This window comes from Aequorivita sp. CRS11 (assembly GCF_059693805.1).
In genome coordinates, this window is record NZ_JCATIG010000005.1 from 290,498 (window position 1) to 310,544 (window position 20,047).

The 20,047-nt window shown below is 39.8% G+C and carries 17 protein-coding genes and 2 tRNA genes; 15 read left to right on the top strand and 4 right to left on the bottom strand.

Annotation, left to right across the window (positions count from 1 at the left end; all coding sequences use genetic code 11):
- Nucleotides 1-87 precede the first annotated feature (87 nt).
- The gene (rnhB, locus tag AC58DT_RS12170) at nt 88-687 is read right to left on the bottom strand and encodes a ribonuclease HII (RefSeq protein ID WP_497217090.1); all 600 of its coding nucleotides are present in this window, start codon (nt 685-687) and stop codon (nt 88-90) included.
- 201 nt (nt 688-888) lie between these two features.
- Between rnhB and AC58DT_RS12175 the strand changes: the two genes are divergently transcribed.
- Complete coding sequence (locus tag AC58DT_RS12175; protein WP_497217091.1) at nt 889-2,772, top strand: putative porin; 1,884 nt, start codon at nt 889-891, stop codon at nt 2,770-2,772.
- A 96-nt stretch (nt 2,773-2,868) separates the two neighbouring features.
- Here AC58DT_RS12175 and AC58DT_RS12180 read toward each other — a convergent pair whose 3' ends face one another.
- On the bottom strand, nt 2,869-4,011 hold the full coding sequence (locus tag AC58DT_RS12180; protein WP_497217092.1) for an acyl-CoA dehydrogenase: 1,143 nt from the start codon (nt 4,009-4,011) through the stop codon (nt 2,869-2,871).
- Between the two features lie 249 nt (nt 4,012-4,260).
- On the opposite strand from AC58DT_RS12180, the gene AC58DT_RS12185 reads away from it, so the two are divergent.
- The 14 genes from AC58DT_RS12185 (at nt 4,261) to AC58DT_RS12250 (ending at nt 16,930) form a co-directional block, all read left to right on the top strand.
- Entirely contained in the window at nt 4,261-5,319 is a 1,059-nt protein-coding gene (locus AC58DT_RS12185; protein ID WP_497217093.1) for an anhydro-N-acetylmuramic acid kinase, read from the top strand.
- Between the two features lie 42 nt (nt 5,320-5,361).
- Complete coding sequence (locus AC58DT_RS12190; protein ID WP_497217094.1) at nt 5,362-5,919, top strand: DUF922 domain-containing protein; 558 nt, start codon at nt 5,362-5,364, stop codon at nt 5,917-5,919.
- A 149-nt stretch (nt 5,920-6,068) separates the two neighbouring features.
- Nucleotides 6,069-7,295, top strand: a complete 1,227-nt coding sequence (locus AC58DT_RS12195) for a Glu/Leu/Phe/Val dehydrogenase dimerization domain-containing protein (RefSeq protein ID WP_497217095.1) — start codon at nt 6,069-6,071, stop codon at nt 7,293-7,295.
- A 22-nt stretch (nt 7,296-7,317) separates the two neighbouring features.
- A complete protein-coding gene (nhaD, locus tag AC58DT_RS12200; protein ID WP_497217096.1) occupies nt 7,318-8,697 on the top strand; it encodes a sodium:proton antiporter NhaD in 1,380 nt (459 codons plus the stop codon).
- A gap of 48 nt (nt 8,698-8,745) precedes the next feature.
- Complete coding sequence (locus AC58DT_RS12205) at nt 8,746-9,444, top strand: MotA/TolQ/ExbB proton channel family protein (RefSeq protein WP_497217097.1); 699 nt, start codon at nt 8,746-8,748, stop codon at nt 9,442-9,444.
- Nucleotides 9,444-9,836, top strand: coding sequence for an ExbD/TolR family protein (locus AC58DT_RS12210; RefSeq protein ID WP_045081168.1), 393 nt, complete (start codon nt 9,444-9,446; stop codon nt 9,834-9,836). The genes AC58DT_RS12205 and AC58DT_RS12210 overlap by 1 nt, the downstream gene beginning before the upstream one ends.
- 55 nt (nt 9,837-9,891) lie before the next feature.
- Nucleotides 9,892-10,710 (top strand): energy transducer TonB, encoded by an 819-nt coding sequence (locus AC58DT_RS12215; protein ID WP_497217098.1) that lies wholly within the window; start codon nt 9,892-9,894, stop codon nt 10,708-10,710.
- Nucleotides 10,711-10,772: 62 nt separating this feature from the next.
- Nucleotides 10,773-13,271, top strand: coding sequence for a T9SS type A sorting domain-containing protein (locus AC58DT_RS12220; RefSeq protein ID WP_497217099.1), 2,499 nt, complete (start codon nt 10,773-10,775; stop codon nt 13,269-13,271).
- Between the two features lie 12 nt (nt 13,272-13,283).
- The gene (locus AC58DT_RS12225; protein ID WP_497217137.1) at nt 13,284-14,501 is read left to right on the top strand and encodes a bifunctional folylpolyglutamate synthase/dihydrofolate synthase; all 1,218 of its coding nucleotides are present in this window, start codon (nt 13,284-13,286) and stop codon (nt 14,499-14,501) included.
- A gap of 65 nt (nt 14,502-14,566) precedes the next feature.
- Nucleotides 14,567-14,644 (top strand) — tRNA-Val (locus tag AC58DT_RS12230).
- Nucleotides 14,645-14,757: 113 nt separating this feature from the next.
- Nucleotides 14,758-15,738, top strand: a complete 981-nt coding sequence (locus AC58DT_RS12235; RefSeq protein WP_497217100.1) for a YitT family protein — start codon at nt 14,758-14,760, stop codon at nt 15,736-15,738.
- Nucleotides 15,739-15,791: 53 nt separating this feature from the next.
- Nucleotides 15,792-15,866: transfer RNA gene (locus AC58DT_RS12240), tRNA-Val, on the top strand.
- Nucleotides 15,867-16,045: 179 nt separating this feature from the next.
- On the top strand, nt 16,046-16,501 hold the full coding sequence (locus AC58DT_RS12245; protein WP_497217101.1) for a phage tail protein: 456 nt from the start codon (nt 16,046-16,048) through the stop codon (nt 16,499-16,501).
- Nucleotides 16,502-16,930 (top strand): phage tail protein, encoded by a 429-nt coding sequence (locus AC58DT_RS12250; RefSeq protein WP_497217102.1) that lies wholly within the window; start codon nt 16,502-16,504, stop codon nt 16,928-16,930. It abuts the gene before it with no gap.
- A gap of 2 nt (nt 16,931-16,932) precedes the next feature.
- Here AC58DT_RS12250 and AC58DT_RS12255 read toward each other — a convergent pair whose 3' ends face one another.
- Nucleotides 16,933-18,213: a UDP-N-acetylmuramoyl-tripeptide--D-alanyl-D-alanine ligase gene (locus AC58DT_RS12255; RefSeq protein WP_497217103.1), complete on the bottom strand. Its 1,281-nt coding sequence runs from the start codon at nt 18,211-18,213 to the stop codon at nt 16,933-16,935.
- Nucleotides 18,214-18,282: 69 nt separating this feature from the next.
- Nucleotides 18,283-19,956 carry a gliding motility lipoprotein GldJ gene (gene gldJ / locus AC58DT_RS12260; protein WP_497217138.1) on the bottom strand — a complete coding sequence of 558 codons (1,674 nt, stop codon included), beginning with the start codon at nt 19,954-19,956 and terminating at the stop codon, nt 18,283-18,285.
- Between the last annotated feature and the right edge of the window lie 91 nt (nt 19,957-20,047).

Genomic DNA, 20,047 nt, shown 5'->3' on the forward strand with positions numbered 1-20,047 from the left:
AAATGTGATGGTTTTGTAAATTGTCGAAATAGTTTATTGACGGGTTTTCAACAGTCCAAATTCTTTATCACAGAAGTATTGTGTAGCTTATAGCTTGAGCTCAAGTTGCATTGGTAAAAGTTTGAAACTTTTTCTGTGAAAAACAGTACTTCCATGAGCGCAAATGGCTTCCCGATGTTCTTTGGTAGGGTAGCCCTTGTTCTGTTTCCAATTGTACTGCGGAAAATCATTGTGGAGTGTGGCCATATATTCGTCCCGGTAGGTTTTTGCCAAAATGGAGGCAGCTGCAATGTGCAGAAATTTTCCGTCGCCCTTTACCACACATTCAAAAGGAATTTTCTCAAAAGGTTTAAATCGGTTTCCGTCAACGGCAATAAATTCGGGAGGGCAGGAGAGTCCGTTAATGGCGCGGTGCATTCCTAAAATGGAAGCGTTCAGAATGTTTATTTTGTCAATCTCGTCCATCATCACGTGAACCACGTTGAAACAGATGGCTTCGCGCTCGATAATAGCTTTAAGTTCCAGTCGTTTTTTTTCGGAAAGTTGCTTGCTGTCGTTCAAAAATGGATGCTTAAAATCATCTGGAAGAATTATTGCGGCGGCGGTAACGGGCCCTGCCAAACAGCCTCGTCCTGCTTCATCGGTGCCGCATTCCAGAAGATTATGATTGATTTTAAGTTTTAGCATATTATTCAAAATTCTTAAAAATTAAAGCAACCGTCAAATAAAGAAGCGCCAAATCTCAAAAAAAACAAATTCCAAATGAAAATCAAATCCCATATTCCTAAAGGCTAAAATTTGAAATTTGGAATTTGGAGTTTGAAATTTGAAATTTAACCAATAGTTGGAACATATTTTTCGTTATTTTGCCCAATAGAAACACACTAGATGAAAAAATTGTTTTTGCTCTTCTTTTTGGTTTGTGCCCCGGCAACTGTGTTTTCGCAAACTCCAAATGCAACAAAAGAAAAACCGCCTATTGATTATTATAAAATCATTTCAACGGCGCGCGATACAACATTCGTAGATACTACGCTCTCAATCAAGAAAAAATATAAGTTTAATTATTTGAGAAGGGACAATTTTGAACTGCTACAATTTTCAAACGTGGGGCAGACATATAATTCACTTGCCTATTCTTTTGATAGGTTGAATTTGAAACCGCTTTTTGTGGCTCAGTCGCATCATTTCAATTATAAGGAAATTGAAGATGTAAATTATTTTAATGTGCCCACGCCATTAACGGAACTCTACTTTAAAACTGCCTACGAGCAGGGGCAGCAGCTAGATGCTTTTTTTACGGTAAATACTTCGCCACAGTTCAATTTTTCAATTGGCTATAAAGGGGTTCGGTCATTGGGGAAATACCAACATATTTTAACGAGTACGGGGAACTTTCTTTTTACGGCAAATTATCACACCAAAAACAAACGTTACGTTGCACGTGCCCACGTAGCCGCACAGGATATTTTGAATGAGGAAAATGGCGGGTTGACCGATAATTCCTTGCAGCTTTTTATTAATGACGATCCCGAATTTCGCGACCGTGGAAGATTGGACGTGAAATTTGAGAATGCGGAAAACAAACTGGAAGGCCTTCGTTTTTACGGCGATCATTATTACGAATTGTTGAGCCAGCCCGACAGTACGGGCTATTCGGTATTGACAATTGGGAACGTGTTGAGCTATGAGGACAAATTTTTTCGATACAACCAAACCGCGTCATTTGCAGAATTTGGGCCCTCGTATGAAGCAACTGATTTATTTACTAAAACGAAACTTGAAGATTTCAACGTAAAGGCGTATGCCGATTTTAACAACTCGCTTATCGGAAAAATTACGGCTTGGGCAGGCTATAACGATTTCAATTATGGGTACAATTCAGTATTGATTTTAGACGAACAGCGTATCCCCAACAGAATTAAAGGAAATATCATTGAAGCTGGTGCGGCTTACGAAAAGGAATATCGAGGGTTTAAGCTTCGTGGAAAAGGGGCGATAAATGTGGCCGGCGATTATGATGGAAACTATCTGCAAGGCGCAGCATCTTTTGATTTGAATGAAGATTATAATGCGGAAGCTTCCATAACCGTACATTCGGTGGCCCCCAATTTCAACTTTTTGCTGTACCAAAGCGACTACCAAAACTACAATTGGAAGACCGAGCTGAATAATGTTAAAACCCAGGAACTGAAATTTCAAATAAACACCAAAAAATTTGGAAATGCGTCTGTAAGCTATACGGGAATTGACGATTACGCCTACTTCGGAATCAAGGAAAATGACAGCACACCTTCACCATTGCAGGCTTCGGAACGGGTAGATTATTTAAAGATAACGGCTGAAAAGGACTTTAAATTTGGGCACTTCGGATTGGAAAATACCGTAATGTACCAGCAAGTTTTGAGTGGTGAAACGGTTTTTAACGTGCCGCAAATTATTACTAGAAACACACTTTATTTTGAGGATCATTGGTTTAAACGCGCTTTGTTTTTGCAGACTGGGGTGGGTTTTAAATATTTCACCAAATACAACATGAATGCTTACGACCCTGTGCTCGCAGAGTTTTATGTGCAGAACGAGCAGGAATTGGGTGGTTTCCCTTTGGTGGATATTTTTTTCAATGCGAAAATACGGCAGACGCGGATTTACTTTATTTATGAAAACTTTACCGCACTCTTCGGCGGAAAGAACGAATATTTTTCAGCCCCCGGCCAGCCGTATCGCGACAATGTATTGCGCTTTGGTTTGGTGTGGAATTTCTTCCTTTAAAAAACCCGCCACTTTGGACGGGTTTGATGTTTTGTTTGATCGAGCCCTTCGACTTACTTCGCTCAGGATAAACTAAAGTCGAGACCTAATTTCTTCTTAATCCCTCAAAAGCCCCCTAGAAATTACAATTTTCTGAATCTCTGAAGTGCCTTCGTAAATCTGAGTAATTTTTGCATCACGCATCAAGCGTTCCACGTGATATTCCTTAACATAGCCATTTCCGCCGTGAACCTGTACCGCTTCTACGGAAACATCCATGGCTACTTGGCTGGCGTATAGTTTTGCCATCGCACCGCTCATATCATAATTGTTGCCGTTATCCTTGTCCCAAGCTGCTTTCATCACTAAGTGACGTGCAGCTTCAATGCTAGTGTGCATATCGGCAAGTTTAAAGGCAATGGCTTGATGGTTGCAGATTTCGGTTCCGAATGCTTTACGAACCTTTGAATATTCGCGAGCCAAATCATAAGCTCCAGCGGCAATCCCCAAGGCTTGTGCCGCTATACCTATTCTTCCCCCGGAAAGTGTTTTCATCGCAAACTTGAAACCGAAGCCGTCTTCGCCAATTCTGTTTTCCTTAGGAACTTTTACGTCGTTGAAAATCAAGGAATGGGTGTCGCTCCCACGGATACCAAGCTTGTCTTCCTTTGGGCCAATTTCAAAACCTTCCCAGCCTTTTTCAACAATAAATGCATTGATGCCCTTGTGTTTTTTCTCCTTATCGGTCTGCGCGATTACCAAATAATAATCTGCGGTTCCACCATTGGTAATCCAGTTTTTGGTACCGTTCAAAATATAATGGTCGCCTTTGTCAATGGCAGTTGTTTTTTGTGATGTTGCATCGCTACCCGCTTCCGGTTCGCTCAAACAAAACGCGCCCAGCTTTTCACCCGTTGCCAATTTTGTTAGATATTTTTGCTTTTGATCTTCATTTCCATAGGCTTGAAGGCCATAGCACACCAATGAATTGTTTACTGAAACGATTACGGAACACGAAGCGTCAATCTTGCTTAACTCTTCCATAACCAAAACGTAACTCACGGTATCCATTCCGCCGCCGCCGTATTTTGGGTCCACCATCATTCCCAGGAACCCGAGCGCGCCCATTTTCTTCACTTGTTCGGTCGGGAATTTTTGATGATTATCACGTTCTATAACGCCCGGAAGCAATTCGGTGCGGGCAAAATCGCGAGCGGCGTCGCGAATCATTAACTGTTCTTCGGATAGACTGAAATCCATAGGCTTTTTATAAGTAAAAGTTATATTTTAACAAGAAAGAGCAAAGGTACTTATAAAAAGCAAATTCCAAAAAAGCAAATTCCAAATTCCAAAAAACAAAAAGCACCAAACCCCAAATCCCAAAATCCAAAAAAACCAGTTTTGGAATTTGGAGCTTGTAATTTGGATTTTCTTTGGAATTTGGAGCTTGTAATTTGGAATTTTTCAAAACATCATTAGTATCTTTAAACTTATAATGTTCCCAAAAAGTTGAAAAATAAAAAATACCATATCATCGGCGTTATGAGCGGCACTTCGCTGGACGGAATTGATTTGGCGGAAATTGTTTTTGACTATTCTAATGAAGTTTGGAATTTTGAAATACTCGCTACGGAAACTGTTCCCTATTCATCATTTTGGAAAAACGAGCTGCGCGAAGCCATAAATTATTCCGAAGAGAAACTTGAGCGGCTGGATTTTAAATACACCGAAAGGCTTTCCGAAGAGATTTCAAAATTCATAAAAAAACATAACATTCTTGAAATTGACGCAGTTTGTAGCCATGGCCATACCATTCTGCACCAGCCCGAAAAGGGTTTTACATATCAAATAGGCAATCTGCCGCGCATTTCAAAAATGATCGGCCACACTGTAGTTTGCGATTTTAGAGTGCAGGATGTGGAGTTGGGCGGACAGGGCGCTCCGCTGGTACCCATAGGAGATAAATTGCTTTTTTCCGAATATGATTATTGTTTGAATCTGGGCGGTTTTGCAAATTGTTCCTTTGAAAAAAACGGCGAACGAATTGCGTATGATATTTGCCCAGTGAATATTGTCTTAAATCATTATGCCGAAAAACTGGGAAAGGATTTTGACGAAGGTGGAAAATTGGCCGCTTCCGGAAACTTGGACGAAGGGTTGCTTCAAAAATTGAACGCACTTTCTTTTTATGTTGAAAAACCTCCGAAATCTTTGGGTTTGGAATGGGTGAAAGGGTATATTTTTCCGTTATTGGAAGCTTCTGAAATTTCTTCCGAAGCTATTTTGCGAACCTTTACGGAGCACATTGCCGTGCAGCTTGCCAATCAGTTTTCAGATAAAGTTTCCGTATTAATTACTGGGGGCGGCGCATACAATTCTTTTTTGATTGAACGTTTGAAAAATCTCGCTCCGGTTGAGGTTATTATTCCTTCAGCAGAAATTTTAGAATATAAGGAAGCCCTTATTTTTGGACTTTTGGGTGTGTTGAAATTCCGCGATGAGGTAAATTGTTTGGCGAGTGTAACGGGGGCTAAAAAAGATCATTCCTCGGGGAAAGTTTATAGATAATTATAATATTATTATCTTTCGCTTCTTCTATTATTAATATATATGAAACTTTACTGGATTATCTTTCTTTTTACTACGGTAGTTTTGTCTCAAAATACTGATGATGAATATGAATCGAATAAAATTATTTGGAATCAAGACAAAAAATTAGAATGGAAAGATTTCACAGGAGCTCTGGATCCCAATCTTTTTGGAAATGCATTGACAAGTTATAAGATTGAAATTATCCCTGAAAATGTTTTAGTAGATGCTGAAGATAATATTCAAAATTATGAGAATTTGACTGTAGTGGCAAAATTTTATAAAGATAAGTCTTGGGCAACATCCAGAACGGATGGGTTACTTGCCCATGAGCAATTGCACTTTGATATTGCTGAATTATACGCGCGAAAAATCAGGAAAAAATTTTCAGAATTAAAGAGTGTTAATGAACAACGGTTTGCTGTTTATGCTTCGGCATATGAGATTTTATGGCAAGAATGCAGGGAATATCAGAAAATGTACGATTCCCAAACAAAGAATGGTATACTAACTGAGGAAAATAATATTTGGATAAATAAGGTATTGAATGAAATTATGGAACTGAATGAATTCAAGTAAGTCTTCAAGTTTCTTATCAACCATTTTTCACCGTTAGCTTTTCTTCCATAAATTTTACCTAAAAAAAATATAAACCCCTCACAAGTTTTTTATATTTGTCCTCACACTACGAAGCTTTAGCGAAGGAGTGACTTAACTCTCCACACTTAATGAAGGAATTACTTAAAAAGTACGAAGAAAAAGATCCCGAAATTGTTTTTCATTGGAATGACCCCGAAACCGAGGCCGAAGGCTGGACGGTCATTAACTCTTTGCGCGGCGGTGCTGCCGGAGGTGGAACCAGAATGCGAAAGGGACTTGACGCCAATGAGGTGCTCTCACTTGCAAAAACAATGGAAGTGAAATTTACGGTAGCAGGACCAGCAATTGGCGGCGCCAAAAGCGGTATCAACTTTGATCCTTCGGATCCACGTAAAAAAGGTGTTTTGGAACGCTGGTTTAAGGCAGTTTCGCCTTTGCTAAAAGCGTATTACGGTACTGGAGGCGATTTAAACGTTGATGAAATTCACGAGGTAATCCCAATGACCGAACAAAGCGCTGTTTGGCACCCGCAGGAGGGCGTTTTTAACGGACATTTTTCCCCAACGGAAGCAGATAAAATCAACAGAATTGGTCAGTTGCGCCAGGGAGTTATAAAAGTTTTGGAGAACGTAAATTTCTCCCCAGATGTTTCCAGAAAATACACTGTGGCCGATATGATAACTGGTTATGGCGTTGCCGAAGCTGTACATCATTATTACGATATTTATGGTGGAAGTGTAAAAGGAAAACGTGCCGTGATTCAAGGGTTTGGAAATGTTGGTGCCGCTGCTGCTTATTATCTTTCGCAGATGGGAGTCAGAATTGTGGGCATTATTGACCGCGACGGAGGAATCATCAATAAAGAGGGTTTTTCTTTTGAAGAGATTAAACAACTTTTTCTTAAAAAGGACGGTAATACTTTAGTTGCTGATAAAATGATCCCTTTTGAGGAGATAAATGAGAAAATCTGGAAACTTGAAACAGAGATTTTTGCACCTTGCGCGGCCTCGCGATTGATCACTAAAGAACAGATTTCACAAATGATTGAAACTGGTTTGGAAGTTATAAGTTGTGGTGCGAATGTGCCCTTTGCCGATAAAGAAATTTTCTTCGGGCCTATAATGGAATTTACCGATGAGCGCGTGAGTTTGATACCAGATTTTATTAGTAACTGCGGAATGGCACGTGTTTTTGCATACTTTATGGAGCGTAAAGTTCAAATGACGGATGAGGCTATCTTTAACGATACATCCATTACCATCAAAAACGCGATACAAAATACTTTTGATAACAACAGTACAAAAACAAACATTAGCAAAACCGCTTTTGAAATAGCGTTGAAGCAATTGTTATAATTTTCAATAATCAGCATTTATTATGGAATCAATTATCATTTTAATTTTTGTAATAGGATATCTTTCTATAACCTTAGAACATCCCTTAAAACTTGACAAAACGGTACCTGCTCTTATTATGGCTTCGCTTATTTGGGCTGTTTTGGCCATTGGGTTTACCAGTGGATGGTTTGATGTAATAAATACAGAAGAGCAGGCTTTTAATTTTCTTTCCGGGGGTGAACATGCCATGGAAGGCTTTGAAGGAACGCTACTTCATCATTTAGGAAAAACGGCTGAAATACTCATTTTTCTTATTGGAGCTATGACGATTGTTGAAATCATTGACCTTCACCGCGGTTTTGAAGTTCTGAAAAGTGCCGTTAAAACAAAGAGCAAACGAAAGCTTTTGTGGATCATTGGGGTACTTGCATTTTTCCTTTCTGCAATTATTGATAATCTTACCGCAACTATTGTATTGATTACATTATTAAGAAAGCTGATTCATAAAAGAGAAGATAGACTTTGGTATGCCGCAATGGTGGTAATAGCTGCTAATGCGGGTGGAGCTTGGTCTCCAATTGGTGATGTTACGACCACCATGCTTTGGATTGCCAAAAAAGTATCTGCTGCGGGCCTAATTGAATATGTAGTAATACCTTCCATTGTTTGTTTTGCCCTGCCATTCATAGTAGCAAGCTATATGCCCGCCTTCCGTGGACACATTGAGGTTGACGCGCGTGAAGACAAAGAGGAGGAAGCGCTTTTGAGCAGCAGGACCATGTTATTTCTAGGTTTGGGAATGATTGTTTCCGTACCTGTTTTTAAAACATTAACGCATTTACCGCCTTATATGGGCATGATGCTTGCTTTGGGTGTGGTTTGGCTTGTTTCAGAATATATTCATCCAGAAGAAGATTTCAGCAAGGAAAGAAGACACCTGTATTCCGCACACAAAGCATTGTCGCGTATTGAAATTTCGAGCATTCTTTTCTTCCTCGGAATCTTAATGGCCGTTGCAGGGCTTGAAAGTCTTGTATATGGAGTTGTTAACGGGGAAGAGGTAGGAACGCTTCGCTACTTGGCCGAAGTGTTGCAAAGCGCCATCCCCAATCAGGATATCGTAGTTATCTTGCTTGGTATTTTATCTGCAATTATAGACAACGTTCCTTTAGTAGCTGCTTCTATGGGAATGTACGATTTGCCAATGGACTCCGTCTTGTGGCACTTTATTGCCTATTCTGCCGGTACGGGCGGAAGTATGCTCATTATCGGTTCTGCCGCTGGTGTGGCTGCAATGGGAATGGAGCGCATAGACTTTATCTGGTATCTTAAAAAGATTGCTTGGCTTGCATTCATTGGTTTTATTGCAGGTGCTGGAGTATTCCTTTTAATCGAAAGAGTGCTATTTCACAATGCATAACAATTTCTGAAACCTTATACCGTTATTCACTAAAACAAAACCTTTTTTATGTTAAACTTCTTTATTCAAGAGGGTGCTGAGGTAGCGCAGGATCTTGAACCGATTTCTGAAGAAAAAACCCTTTCCATAATGGACCTTCTTTTAAACGGAGGAGTGGCCGGACAAGTTATAATAATGGTGCTTTTTGTGCTTTTGTTTGTTGCTGTGTATATTTATTTTGAACGCCTTTTCGCCATTAAGGCTGCTTCCAAAATGGACAGCAACTTTATGAACCAGATTCGTGATCACGTAGCAAAAGGCAACATTCAGGCAGCAAAAGTGCTTTGCGCCCAGAATAATACACCGGTTTCGCATTTGACCGAAAAAGGGATTTCCCGAATAGGAAGCCCTTTGGAAGACATAAACACTGCAATTGAAAATGCAGGGCGTTTGGAAGTGTACAGACTCGAAAAAAACGTAAGTGTTTTGGCAACTATAGCGGGAGCAGCCCCTATGATTGGTTTCTTGGGAACCGTTATCGGGATGGTTTTGGCTTTCCACCAACTCGCCACCAGTAGCGGCCAGGCCGAAATGGGAAGTCTTGCCGAAGGTATTTATACTGCAATGACCACCACTGTGGCAGGTTTGATTGTTGGTATTATTGCCTATATGGGCTACAACCATTTGGTTGTTAAGACTGATAAAGTTGTACACCAAATGGAAGCCACGGCTGTTGATTTTCTTGACATTTTAAATGAACCTGCTTAATGAACTTAAGAGGAAGAAATAAAGTTAGTGCCGAGTTCAGCATGAGTTCCATGACAGATATTGTTTTTCTGTTATTGGTGTTTTTCCTGCTTACTTCGCCTGCAATAACACCAGATGCTTTGGATTTGATACTTCCGAAGGCAAAAGGAAAAACGTCAAATGTGCAGAAAGCTTCCGTCAGCATCACAAAAGATGGCGCTTATTATGTAGATAAAGAACGTGTAAGTGAATACAGCATAGAGAGCGAATTGAAAAAAACACTTGCCGGGCAAGAAGAACCTACTATCATTCTACGCGCCGAAGAGGGAGTGCCCATTGAAGATGCCGTTTTTGTGATGGATATAGCAAACCGCAACAATTTTAAAGTGGTGCTAGCGGTTCGTCCGAACTAATAAAATGCTTCTCGGCATATTTTTTGAAAAAGAAAAGAAATAATAATTCTCACCCATGAGCCTGCTCGATACTGAACATAAACGAAAAAGTATGACCATCACGGTAATTGTGCATGTAATCATTCTTATTCTTTTGTTTTATGTGGGGATGAAATATATGGATCCTCCATTGGAGCAGGGCATAGCGGTAAATTTTGGAACTACCGATACTGGTAGTGGAAACATACAGCCCACTGAAAAAATTCAGTCCGCACCGCAGAAAACCACAGCTCAACCTGTTTCACAACCAAAGTCTGAAATAAAGGAAGAAGTAGTTACCCAAGACAATGAAGACGCACCGGTAATTAAAAAGGAAAAACCCAAAAAGGAGCAAACTGAAACTCCAGTAAAGGAACAGCCTAAAAAAGAAGTAAAAAAGCCAGATCCCAAACCCGATAAAGCTACCACCGATGCGCTTTCAAGTATTTTAAACGGCCCAAAAAGTGACGGAACCGCAAAAGGAGGCGAAGGCAACGACGCTAACCCGGGTGACAAGGGAAGCCCCGATGGCGATCCCAACGCAAGTGCGTATTACGGCACCGGCAAAGGTTTGGATGGCGATGGTAATTATTTACTCGGTGGAAGAAAAGCGCTGAATAAGGAAAAGTTTGTACAGGATTGCAACGAGGCTGGAACGGTTGTGGTTAGCATAGAAGTGGACCGCAGCGGGAGAGTGATTAGTGCAACCCCAGGTGTGCGCGGAACAACAAACAATACCCGTTGTTTATTGGAGCCCGCCAAAAGAGCCGCTTTGGCCACAAAATTTAATGCCGACGATAAAGCTCCCGCAAAACAGATTGGCAAGATTATTTATAAATTCAGTCTGTCACAATAGCAAATTCCTTTAAAGGAATGCCTTTATTTTTTCAGTATCTTTAAACTTCAAAAAAAGATACTATGCTTCGTATTTCTACTTTTCTGCTAATTATAATTTGTTTTGTTGGATGTAAAAATTCTTCCGAAAAAACCATTTCAAAAATTTCCGAAGAAGAAAAAAAAGAAAAATATCCGCACGACTTTATGTTTATGCAAAGAGCCTATCCCAATGGGCAATTGAACACTGCGGCATATTCCGAAGCAATAGAATGGAAACGCCAAGTTGCAAATAAAGGTAATGCTACTGCTATTTGGGAGTTCAGCGGCCCGCTGAATATAGGAGGAAGAATCACCGATGTTGAAATTCCTTCCACACAACCCGAAGTTTATTATGTGGGTGCTGCATCGGGCGGGATTTTTAAAACCATAAACAGTGGCGATGATTGGACCCCAATTTTTGACGAGCAGCAAATGCTTTCCATTGGCGATATAGAAATTTCAAAAACAGACAATAATTTAGTGTGGGTTGGAACAGGTGAAGTAAATGCTGGTGGAGGTTCATTAGTTTACGATGGCGATGGAATTTATAAAAGTACCGATGGTGGTGCAACTTGGCAATCCAAAGGTTTGCCGGATATAGGCAGCGTGGGCAAAATTGTTTTAGACCCAAATAACGACAACACGGCCTTTGTTGGGGCAATGGGGCCCTTGTTCAGAAATAGTGCCAATCGCGGCGTATATAAAACAACGAACGGAGGCGATAGCTGGCAGCAGGTTCTGTTTGTTAGTGACTCTACAGGAGTGATAGATATGTCGATTCATCCCACCAATGGAAATATCGTTTATGCAGCAAGTTGGGAACGTATTCGGCGCCCAAACAATAGACAATACGGTGGAATAACCTCGGGAATTTATAGAACCACGGATGGTGGTACCAATTGGACGGAACTGGCCAACGGTTTGCCAAACCTAGCTTTCCAAAAAGGGCGAATCAGTATAGATATTTCGCAATCAAACCCAAATGTGCTTTATACCCGGTACGCAGATGCAACGGGAAACATTCAAGGTGTATATAAAACCACAAACGGCGGCGATACTTGGACTGCCGTTAACTCAAGTCAGTTGACCGATGTAGGTTTTCATTGGTGGTTTGGTGGAATTTTTATCGATCCCACAGATGAAAACACAATCTACAATGTGGATTTTGAAGTGCAAAAATCTACAAACGGAGGAGTAAGTTGGGGAAATTCTTTTACAAACGCACATGTTGACCAGCATGCGCTTGCCTTCAACGCTTCTGTGCCTGGAGAAGTCTTGCTCGGAAATGATGGTGGGCTTTATTACAGCAGTAATGGTGGTTCTTCTTCGGTAAAGAATGTAAAGCTTCCCATTACACAATTTTATAGAATGCACGTAGATGCGCAAAACGAAAATAAAATTTATGGTGGAGCCCAAGACAACAGCACAAGTCGTACCCAAACAGGAGGTTTAACGGATTGGAATATAATCTATGGCGGCGATGGCTTTCAACCGCTGGTTGACCCTACAAATACGAATGTAATTTATGCGCTATATCAATATGGGTCGTTGGGAAAATCTACTAACAATGGCAGCTCGTTTTCCAATGCTACTAGTGGAATTTCCGGTGGCGACCGAAAGAATTGGGATACGCCTATTACTTTTGATCCCTCAAATTCGCAAACCCTTTATTACGGTGCAAATAGAGTTTATAAAACCACAAATGCCGCTGGTAATTGGGCGGCAATAAGTCCAGACTTGACCAATGGCCCCCACAGCGGAAACCTTACATACGGCACAATAACAACCATTAGTGTTTCGCCCTTGGACAATGAAATTATTTTTGTGGGTACTGATGATGGAAAAGCGTGGGTAACGCAAAATGGAGGTTCTAATTGGACAGATATCTCTGCGGGAGTTCCCAACAGATGGGTTACCAAAATCCTGGCTTCCCGGGAAGACCCGAACACGGTTTATTTAACGCTTTCGGGATATCGATATGGAGAAGATGTGGGCCACGTTTATAAAAGCACTGATCTGGGAAACAATTGGGTTGATATTTCCGCCAGTTTGCCAGATATTCCCGTAAACGATATAGTGCAGGACGGTTTTGGAAATCTTTTTGTGGCTACCGACGTGGGCGTTGTCGCCACTGCCGATGAAGGCGTGAATTGGAGCGTTTTGGGGGAGAATCTGCCTTCCGTAGTAGTTACGGATTTACATATTCACGAAGGATCCCAGTTTTTGTTCGCCGCTACTTTTGGGCGCTCAACATATAAAATTGATATTTCAAATGATATTTTAACCCAAGATGAAACCGTGTTTTCTTCGGAAGTAAAAGTGTATCCAAATCCTGCTTCAGAAATGGTTACGATTTCAAACGCATCTAATTCTGAGAAATCTTCTGTATCAATATATGATGTTATGGGAAGAGTTGTGAAACAGCTTGATTTCAAGGGCAAGGAGCTTCAGCTTTCCGTTGAAAATTTTCAGCCCGGAATTTATTATTTGAAAATTTCCGAAGGAAAAAAACAGACCACAAAAATACTGATTGTTAAATAAAATCTTTTGGCCATCAACTATTCAGAAACCATCGCGTGGCTTTTCACACAGCTGCCAATGTACCAACGGGTGGGGCAGTCTGCCTATAAAGCAGATTTAGCCGCGACCATAAAGCTTGCCGCTTATCTAAAAAATCCTGAAGAAAGTTTTAAAAGTATACATGTTGCCGGTACCAATGGTAAAGGCAGTACGAGCCATATGCTGGCTTCGGTGTTTCAGGAAGCGGGCTATAAAACCGGGCTTTACACTTCGCCGCATTTGAAGGATTTCAGGGAGCGGATAAAGATTGATGGCGAAATGATTTCGGAGCAATACGTTTCAAATTTTGTCGAAAAACACAAACCTTTTTTCGAAGACAATCAACTCTCTTTTTTTGAAATGACGGTGGGTTTGGCGTTTGATTATTTCAGAAATGAAAAAGTGGATGTTGCCATTATTGAAGTAGGGATGGGCGGCAGGCTGGACAGCACAAATATCCTTGCGCCCGAAGTTTCGGTGATTACGAATATAGGTTTGGATCACACTCAGTTTTTAGGGGATACCTTGGAAAAAGTTGCATCAGAAAAAGCTGGGATAATTAAAGATCGAGTGCCTGTTGTTATTGGAGAAACGCTGCCGGAAACAAAACAGGTTTTTGAAGAAATTGCTTCGAAAAGGAATGCGCCAATTTCTTTTGCTGAAACTTGTGATAGTTCAAAACATACTTCTGATTTAAAAGGCTTTTATCAGCAAAAAAACATAAAAACTGTTTTGGCAACTTTGAAAGTTTTGCAGGAAAAAGGTTGGAATATTTCCGAAGAAAATATTCAGACCGGATTGAAGCATACAGTGAAAAATACAGGTTTAATGGGGCGTTGGCAAATTTTAAACGAGAATCCCACAGCAATTTGCGACACGGCACACAATAAAGAAGGGTTACATATGGTGCTGGCGCAGCTTGCAAAAGAAGATTTTCAAAACCTTCATATTGTTCTTGGTGTTGTAAGCGATAAGGATTTGGGTTCGGTTTTGCCTCTATTTCCAAAAAACGCAACTTACTATTTCTGTAAGCCCAATATTCCGCGGGGTTTGGATGCTTCACTGTTATTGACCAGAGCAAGAGGTTTTGGGCTTGAGGGAGAGGAATATATTTCAGTCTCAAAAGCTTATAAGGCCGCGATTAATGCGGCTTCAGTAAATGATTTGATTTTTGTAGGCGGAAGTACTTTTGTGGTTGCGGAAGTTTTGTGATTTTTTTCAAATAAATGTTTGCGGGAATTAAAAACTAACTTATATTTGCAACCTCAAAACAATGAGGGCGATTAGCTCAGCTGGTTCAGAGCACCTCGTTTACACCGAGGGGGTCGGGGGTTCGAACCCCTCATCGCCCACCAGATTTTAAAAACCGAAGTGAAAGCTTCGGTTTTTTTATTATACTATTCCACATTTCATATTAAAATTAATAAGTTTAACTTTGGCTGAATTCATATTTTAAAAACAAAAATCCTTGAACCCATTCTTTAAAAACATAATAGTCAACGTTGTAAAAAACCGTCAAAAGCATAAGAAACCTTCACAGATTTCTGAGCCTTTTGAAAAACGGGTAAAAAACCTAGAGGTAGAAGTAGTTCACGAAGTCTGGGATTTTTTCTATTTGCTGTTGGGTGTAATTTCGGCTTCTTTCGGTTTGCGAGGTTTTTTGATGCCAAACAGTTTTATAGATGGCGGGGTAACGGGTATTTCACTGATGGTAAATGAACTGGCGGGTATTTCATTTCCACTGTTGTTGGTGTGCTTTAACCTTCCTTTTTTGGCGTTGGCATATTTTTCAGTAGGCAGAAGATTTGCAATAAAAAGTGTGCTAGGCATTATACTTTTGGCAACTGCGGTTGCGCTAATACCCTATCCGTTGATTACCGATGATAAAATTCTAGTGGCCGCTTTCGGCGGACTTTTTTTAGGGCTGGGAATAGGGTTGGCCATTCGGGGCGGTGCAATTATTGATGGCACCGAGATTTTGGCAATATTCATAAGCCGAAAAACAAGCCTAACGGTGGGAAATGTAATTATGATTTTCAATGTGATCATTTTTATAACGGCGGCCTATTTTCTTTCTACGGAAATCGCATTGTATGCAATCCTTACCTATTTCGCCGCTTCAAAAACGGTTGACTTTGTAATTGACGGGATTGAAGAATTTATGGGAATAACCATTATTTCAGAAAAGAATGAGGAAATACGCTTGGCCATTATTGAAAAAATGGGCCGTGGCTGTACTATTTTTAAAGCCGAAAATGGGTTTGCAAAAGAAGGTGAAACCCGAAAGCCCGTAGATGTGGTATATACTGTAATTACACGTTTGGAAATGAGTAAATTGAAGACGGAAGTAGATAAGATTGATTCGCAGGCGTTTATGATTATGACTTCGGTGAAGGACGCAAAAGGCGGAATGATAAAAAAGAAACCTATAAAAAAATTCGACAAATAGATATCTTGTTTCTTTTGGATTTTGGAATTTGTATCTTCGCATTTAATAAAAAAGGGTCATTAACTCAGTTGGTTCAGAGTGTTACCTTGACAGGGTAGAAGTCACTGGTTCGAATCCAGTATGACCCACAAAATAATATTTAAAGTCACTGTTCTACAGGTACTTCGGAACAGTATGTCCCAACATAAAAAGTCCCGATGAGAATTTTCTTCGGGATTTTTTTTGTTTCTATAATATACGTAGTAGTACTTATAGGAATAAAAGCTTTTATAACTAATATTATATAATCACTTTTATACTATATAAAATGGCAGGAGAAGCGCAAGATAGTAATTGGCCTTTACCCAAATTTTACTTTACTGTACATTTAGGTTCACAGGATAATGAAGCTTCCTTTCAAGAAGTTTCAGGCTTAGATATTGAAGCCCAAGTAATAGAATATAGGCACAATGATAGCGTGCAATTTTCTACGATAGATATGCCGGGTATCACTAAAACAGGAAATGTAACCTTGAAGAAGGGTATCTTTATAAATGACATCAATTTCAGAAAATGGTATGATGCCATAAAAATGAATACCATAAAAAGAGAAACTGTTACCATCCAACTTTTGGACGAAACTGGAAGCCCTGTAATGACTTGGACTTTAAACAATGCTCGGCCCACAAAAATAACAGCAACTGATATGAAATCGGATGCAAATGAAGTTACTGTAGAAACTTTAGAACTCCGCCATGAAGGTTTAACTATTAAAAACGGATAGATGAATGAGTTTCTTCCCGTGGCTTTTTATTTTCAACTAAGTTTTAGTGATATAACTGCAAACCACACTGTTGTTTTTAAGGAATTATCTGGAATTTCAATGGAAATGAACACAGAGGAAATTTCAGATAACAGCTTCAAACATCGCGTTCACCCTTCTGCAAAATTCTCAAACTTAGTTTTAAAGCGAGGTATGGCTTCCATAGATTCTGAAATAGTAACTTGGTGTTTAAGAAGCTTTAACGGTAATTTAGAAAGCTCAATCGAGACCAAAAATATAATTGTTAACTTGCTGGATGAAGCCAGAAATATTCTTAAATCTTGGAGTTTTGTGAATGCCTGGCCCGTAAAATGGGCGGTTTCAGATTTAAATTCTGATAATAAGATTATGATTGAATCTTTAGAACTTGCTTATGGTTCTTTTCAATAATTTTAAATAACGTCCAAAACCCTTTCCAGAGCCATTCCACGGGAGCCTTTAATTAAGATTGTAGCATTGCTGGGATTTTCGCTTATGAGCTCCTTTTTTAACTCTTCAAAAGTTTCAAATTGCCTTATATGAGAAGCAGTGTTTGATGTTTTAAAGAAATTGCTTCCTATTAAATAGACTTTTCCAAAAGGATTTTCTATTAAAAAATTAACGATGTTTTGGTGCTCTTTGTTGGCATCCTTTCCCAGTTCAAACATATCTCCCAAAAACAATATCTTGTTTCCGCCATGGGTATGTTTAAAATTCTCCAAAGCAGCAAGCATACTTGTTGGATTAGCATTATAGGCATCCATTAAAATGCTGTTAGAGCCTTTTTTTATTAACTGCGAGCGATTATTGGAGGGCACATATGCTTCAATCCCAGCTTTAATTTTTTCAGAAGAAACTTTAAAATAGGAGCCTATTGCAATGGCCGCAGAAAGGTTTACAAAATTATAAGCGCCCACTAAATTACTTTGAATATTTGTGCCGTCAAACGCTACCAAAAGATGGTGCGAACTGTCCAATAATTGAATGTTGAAATCACTTTGTTCAGTGCCAAATGTTATTCTGTCAATTTCTTCTGAATTGGTCATTTGTTTAGGGTCATTGGCATTGACAAAAACTTTTTTATTGTGTTTTTTCAGAAATTGATAAAGTTCGGTTTTGCCCTGTACTACGCCTTCAAGGCTTCCAAATCCCTCCAAATGAGCCTTCCCGAAGTTTGTAATGTAGCCGTAATCGGGCTGTGCAATTTCGCTCAGCAATTTGATTTCGCCCAAATGGTTAGCGCCCATTTCAACAATACCTATTTCGGTTTGCTTATTCATCTTCATAAGCGTTAAGGGAACGCCTATGTGGTTATTTAAATTACCCTCTGTTGCAACAGTGTTGAATTTTTGGGAAAGAACTGCGTTAATGAGTTCTTTGGAAGTAGTTTTTCCATTACTTCCAGTAAGGGAAATAATAGGGAGGGCTAAATATTTTCTATGAAAACTCGCCAATTGTTGAAGCGCCAAAAGTACATTTTCAACTAAAATTGTTTCCCCGTTTGATTTATGAAAAACTTCTTCATCCACTACAACCTTAAATGCACCTTTGTCCAATGCTTCCTGGGCGAAAAGATTTCCGTTAAAATTTTCACCTTTTAAAGCGAAGAAAAGACAGTCCCTGAATATTTTACGAGTGTCTGTACTTATTCCGTTACTCTGTAAAAAATAGTGATGTAGAGTTGCTATATTCATAAAATAAATATACTAAAAAACCCTCCGAAGCTGTATGCCAGGAGGGCTGTTTTTATAAATTTTGAAATTTTAGTTTCTAGGGCGTTTTCCTTTTTTGGATTTTGAACCCACACGACTCATAGCACATCTAAACCCGATATAGTCTGTTGCCATATCTTGCGGGAAATAACGTCTCTGCGCTGGGTCTAGCCAGTAATCGCGATCTCTCCAAGAACCTCCTTTGTAAACACGAACTTCATTATCCACCAAAGTTGTTCTGCTTGAAGATTTGTCATATTGACGATCTAATGCACCAGTGCTATCAGCATATACTTTTTGGATAGGCGAATTGTACATACGGTTCGTTCCATCACCACTTTCGCTTTCATCGTCAGCGAATGATTGATAGTAACGGGACGAACGTTTGTCACCATCTCTGTAATCACGGTTGTCGCTTTCGGAGAAGTTTGTGCGTAAATAAGTTTCGTTTTCATCAACCGGCACTTGAAGAATTTCTCCAGGTAAGTTGCGGGCTACGATTTTTCCATTGCTTAATGTGTCATAAATTATGGAGTCCATAGTAACCACTTTTACTTTCCCGTCTTCACCAATAGCGTTCTTGGTGTAAACGTTTCCACGGTAATAGTTAAAGTCGTTAAACTCATCATCTACAATCGGACGGTAAACGTCGGCAACCCATTCTGCAACGTTTCCGGCCATATCATAAAGTCCGAAGTCGTTTGGCTCGTATGATTTTACTTGTGCAGTTATATCTGCACCGTCATCACTCCATCCTGCTATTCCTCCGTAATCACCATCACCTTGCTTAAAGTTTGCCAATTGGTCACCTCGAGATCTTCTTTTTCCAGAGCGAGTGTACTGACCTTCCCAAGGATACTTTTTCTTTCCTCTGTAAACATTATAATTACGAAGACCCACTAGGCCAAGTGCTGCATATTCCCACTCTGCCTCGGTTGGCAGACGGTAGGAAGGCATTAATAAGCCATCTTTACGCTGAATATATAAGTTTGTGCTGTCTTTGCTTCTTTTGGCAATAGATTCAGATTTTTTTCCTCCACGGGTAATAGAATCATTACCTCCGTAGGTTAGCGTTGGAGCATTTAAATAGGTTTCTGTGTTGAAAGTTTCACCCGGTTCAACATCATAACGTGCGTTACGCGATGTAACACCTGCGGTTTCCAAAACCATTTCGTTTACACGGTCTGTTCTCCAATTGCTGAATTCAACTGCCTGTACCCAACTAACACCAACCACTGGATATTCTGCATACGCAGGGTGACGAAGGTAGTTATTGGTCATAACCTCATTAAAACCTAAGCGGTTTCTCCATACAAGTGTATCTGGTACTGCGCCTTCATATATTCTTCTGTAGTTTTCATCAGAGGGTGGGAATACTTTTTTCAACCAATCTAAGTATTCAAGATACATAAGGTTTGTAACCTCTGTTTCATCCATATAAAAGGATTGTACGTGCTGTTGATTTGGAGAGTTGTTCCAATCGTGCATTGGATCGTCCTGAACTCTTCCCATAGTGAAGGTTCCTCCTTCAACAAATACTAGCCCTGGGCCAGTTTCCTGTTCTTTGGTTTGGGGGTCATACTGAAAGCCGCCTTCTTTGGCGTTCATTTTCCAACCAGTGGCACGGGAACTGTTTTTATAGTCCCTAGTTTTGTTGCAACCTACAAAGAGTGAGGCCACTATTACAGTAACAAATAGCTTTAATGCTAGGTTTTTTCTTAACATCATAGATTCAAATATGATAAAATTGGGTTCGCAATATAGTAATTAACGACAAAAACACAATAATATTTTGTTATTATTGCGCTGTGGGGTT

Coding starts and splice junctions, on each gene's coding strand:
- rnhB (WP_497217090.1), bottom strand. CDS start 687: ATGCTAAAACTTAAAATCAATCATAATCTTCTGGAATGCGGCACCGAT.
- AC58DT_RS12175 (WP_497217091.1), top strand. CDS start 889: ATGAAAAAATTGTTTTTGCTCTTCTTTTTGGTTTGTGCCCCGGCAACT.
- AC58DT_RS12180 (WP_497217092.1), bottom strand. CDS start 4,011: ATGGATTTCAGTCTATCCGAAGAACAGTTAATGATTCGCGACGCCGCT.
- AC58DT_RS12190 (WP_497217094.1), top strand. CDS start 5,362: ATGAAACTTTACTGGATTATCTTTCTTTTTACTACGGTAGTTTTGTCT.
- AC58DT_RS12195 (WP_497217095.1), top strand. CDS start 6,069: ATGAAGGAATTACTTAAAAAGTACGAAGAAAAAGATCCCGAAATTGTT.
- nhaD (WP_497217096.1), top strand. CDS start 7,318: ATGGAATCAATTATCATTTTAATTTTTGTAATAGGATATCTTTCTATA.
- AC58DT_RS12205 (WP_497217097.1), top strand. CDS start 8,746: ATGTTAAACTTCTTTATTCAAGAGGGTGCTGAGGTAGCGCAGGATCTT.
- AC58DT_RS12210 (WP_045081168.1), top strand. CDS start 9,444: ATGAACTTAAGAGGAAGAAATAAAGTTAGTGCCGAGTTCAGCATGAGT.
- AC58DT_RS12215 (WP_497217098.1), top strand. CDS start 9,892: ATGAGCCTGCTCGATACTGAACATAAACGAAAAAGTATGACCATCACG.
- AC58DT_RS12220 (WP_497217099.1), top strand. CDS start 10,773: ATGCTTCGTATTTCTACTTTTCTGCTAATTATAATTTGTTTTGTTGGA.
- AC58DT_RS12245 (WP_497217101.1), top strand. CDS start 16,046: ATGGCAGGAGAAGCGCAAGATAGTAATTGGCCTTTACCCAAATTTTAC.
- AC58DT_RS12250 (WP_497217102.1), top strand. CDS start 16,502: ATGAATGAGTTTCTTCCCGTGGCTTTTTATTTTCAACTAAGTTTTAGT.
- AC58DT_RS12255 (WP_497217103.1), bottom strand. CDS start 18,213: ATGAATATAGCAACTCTACATCACTATTTTTTACAGAGTAACGGAATA.
- gldJ (WP_497217138.1), bottom strand. CDS start 19,956: ATGTTAAGAAAAAACCTAGCATTAAAGCTATTTGTTACTGTAATAGTG.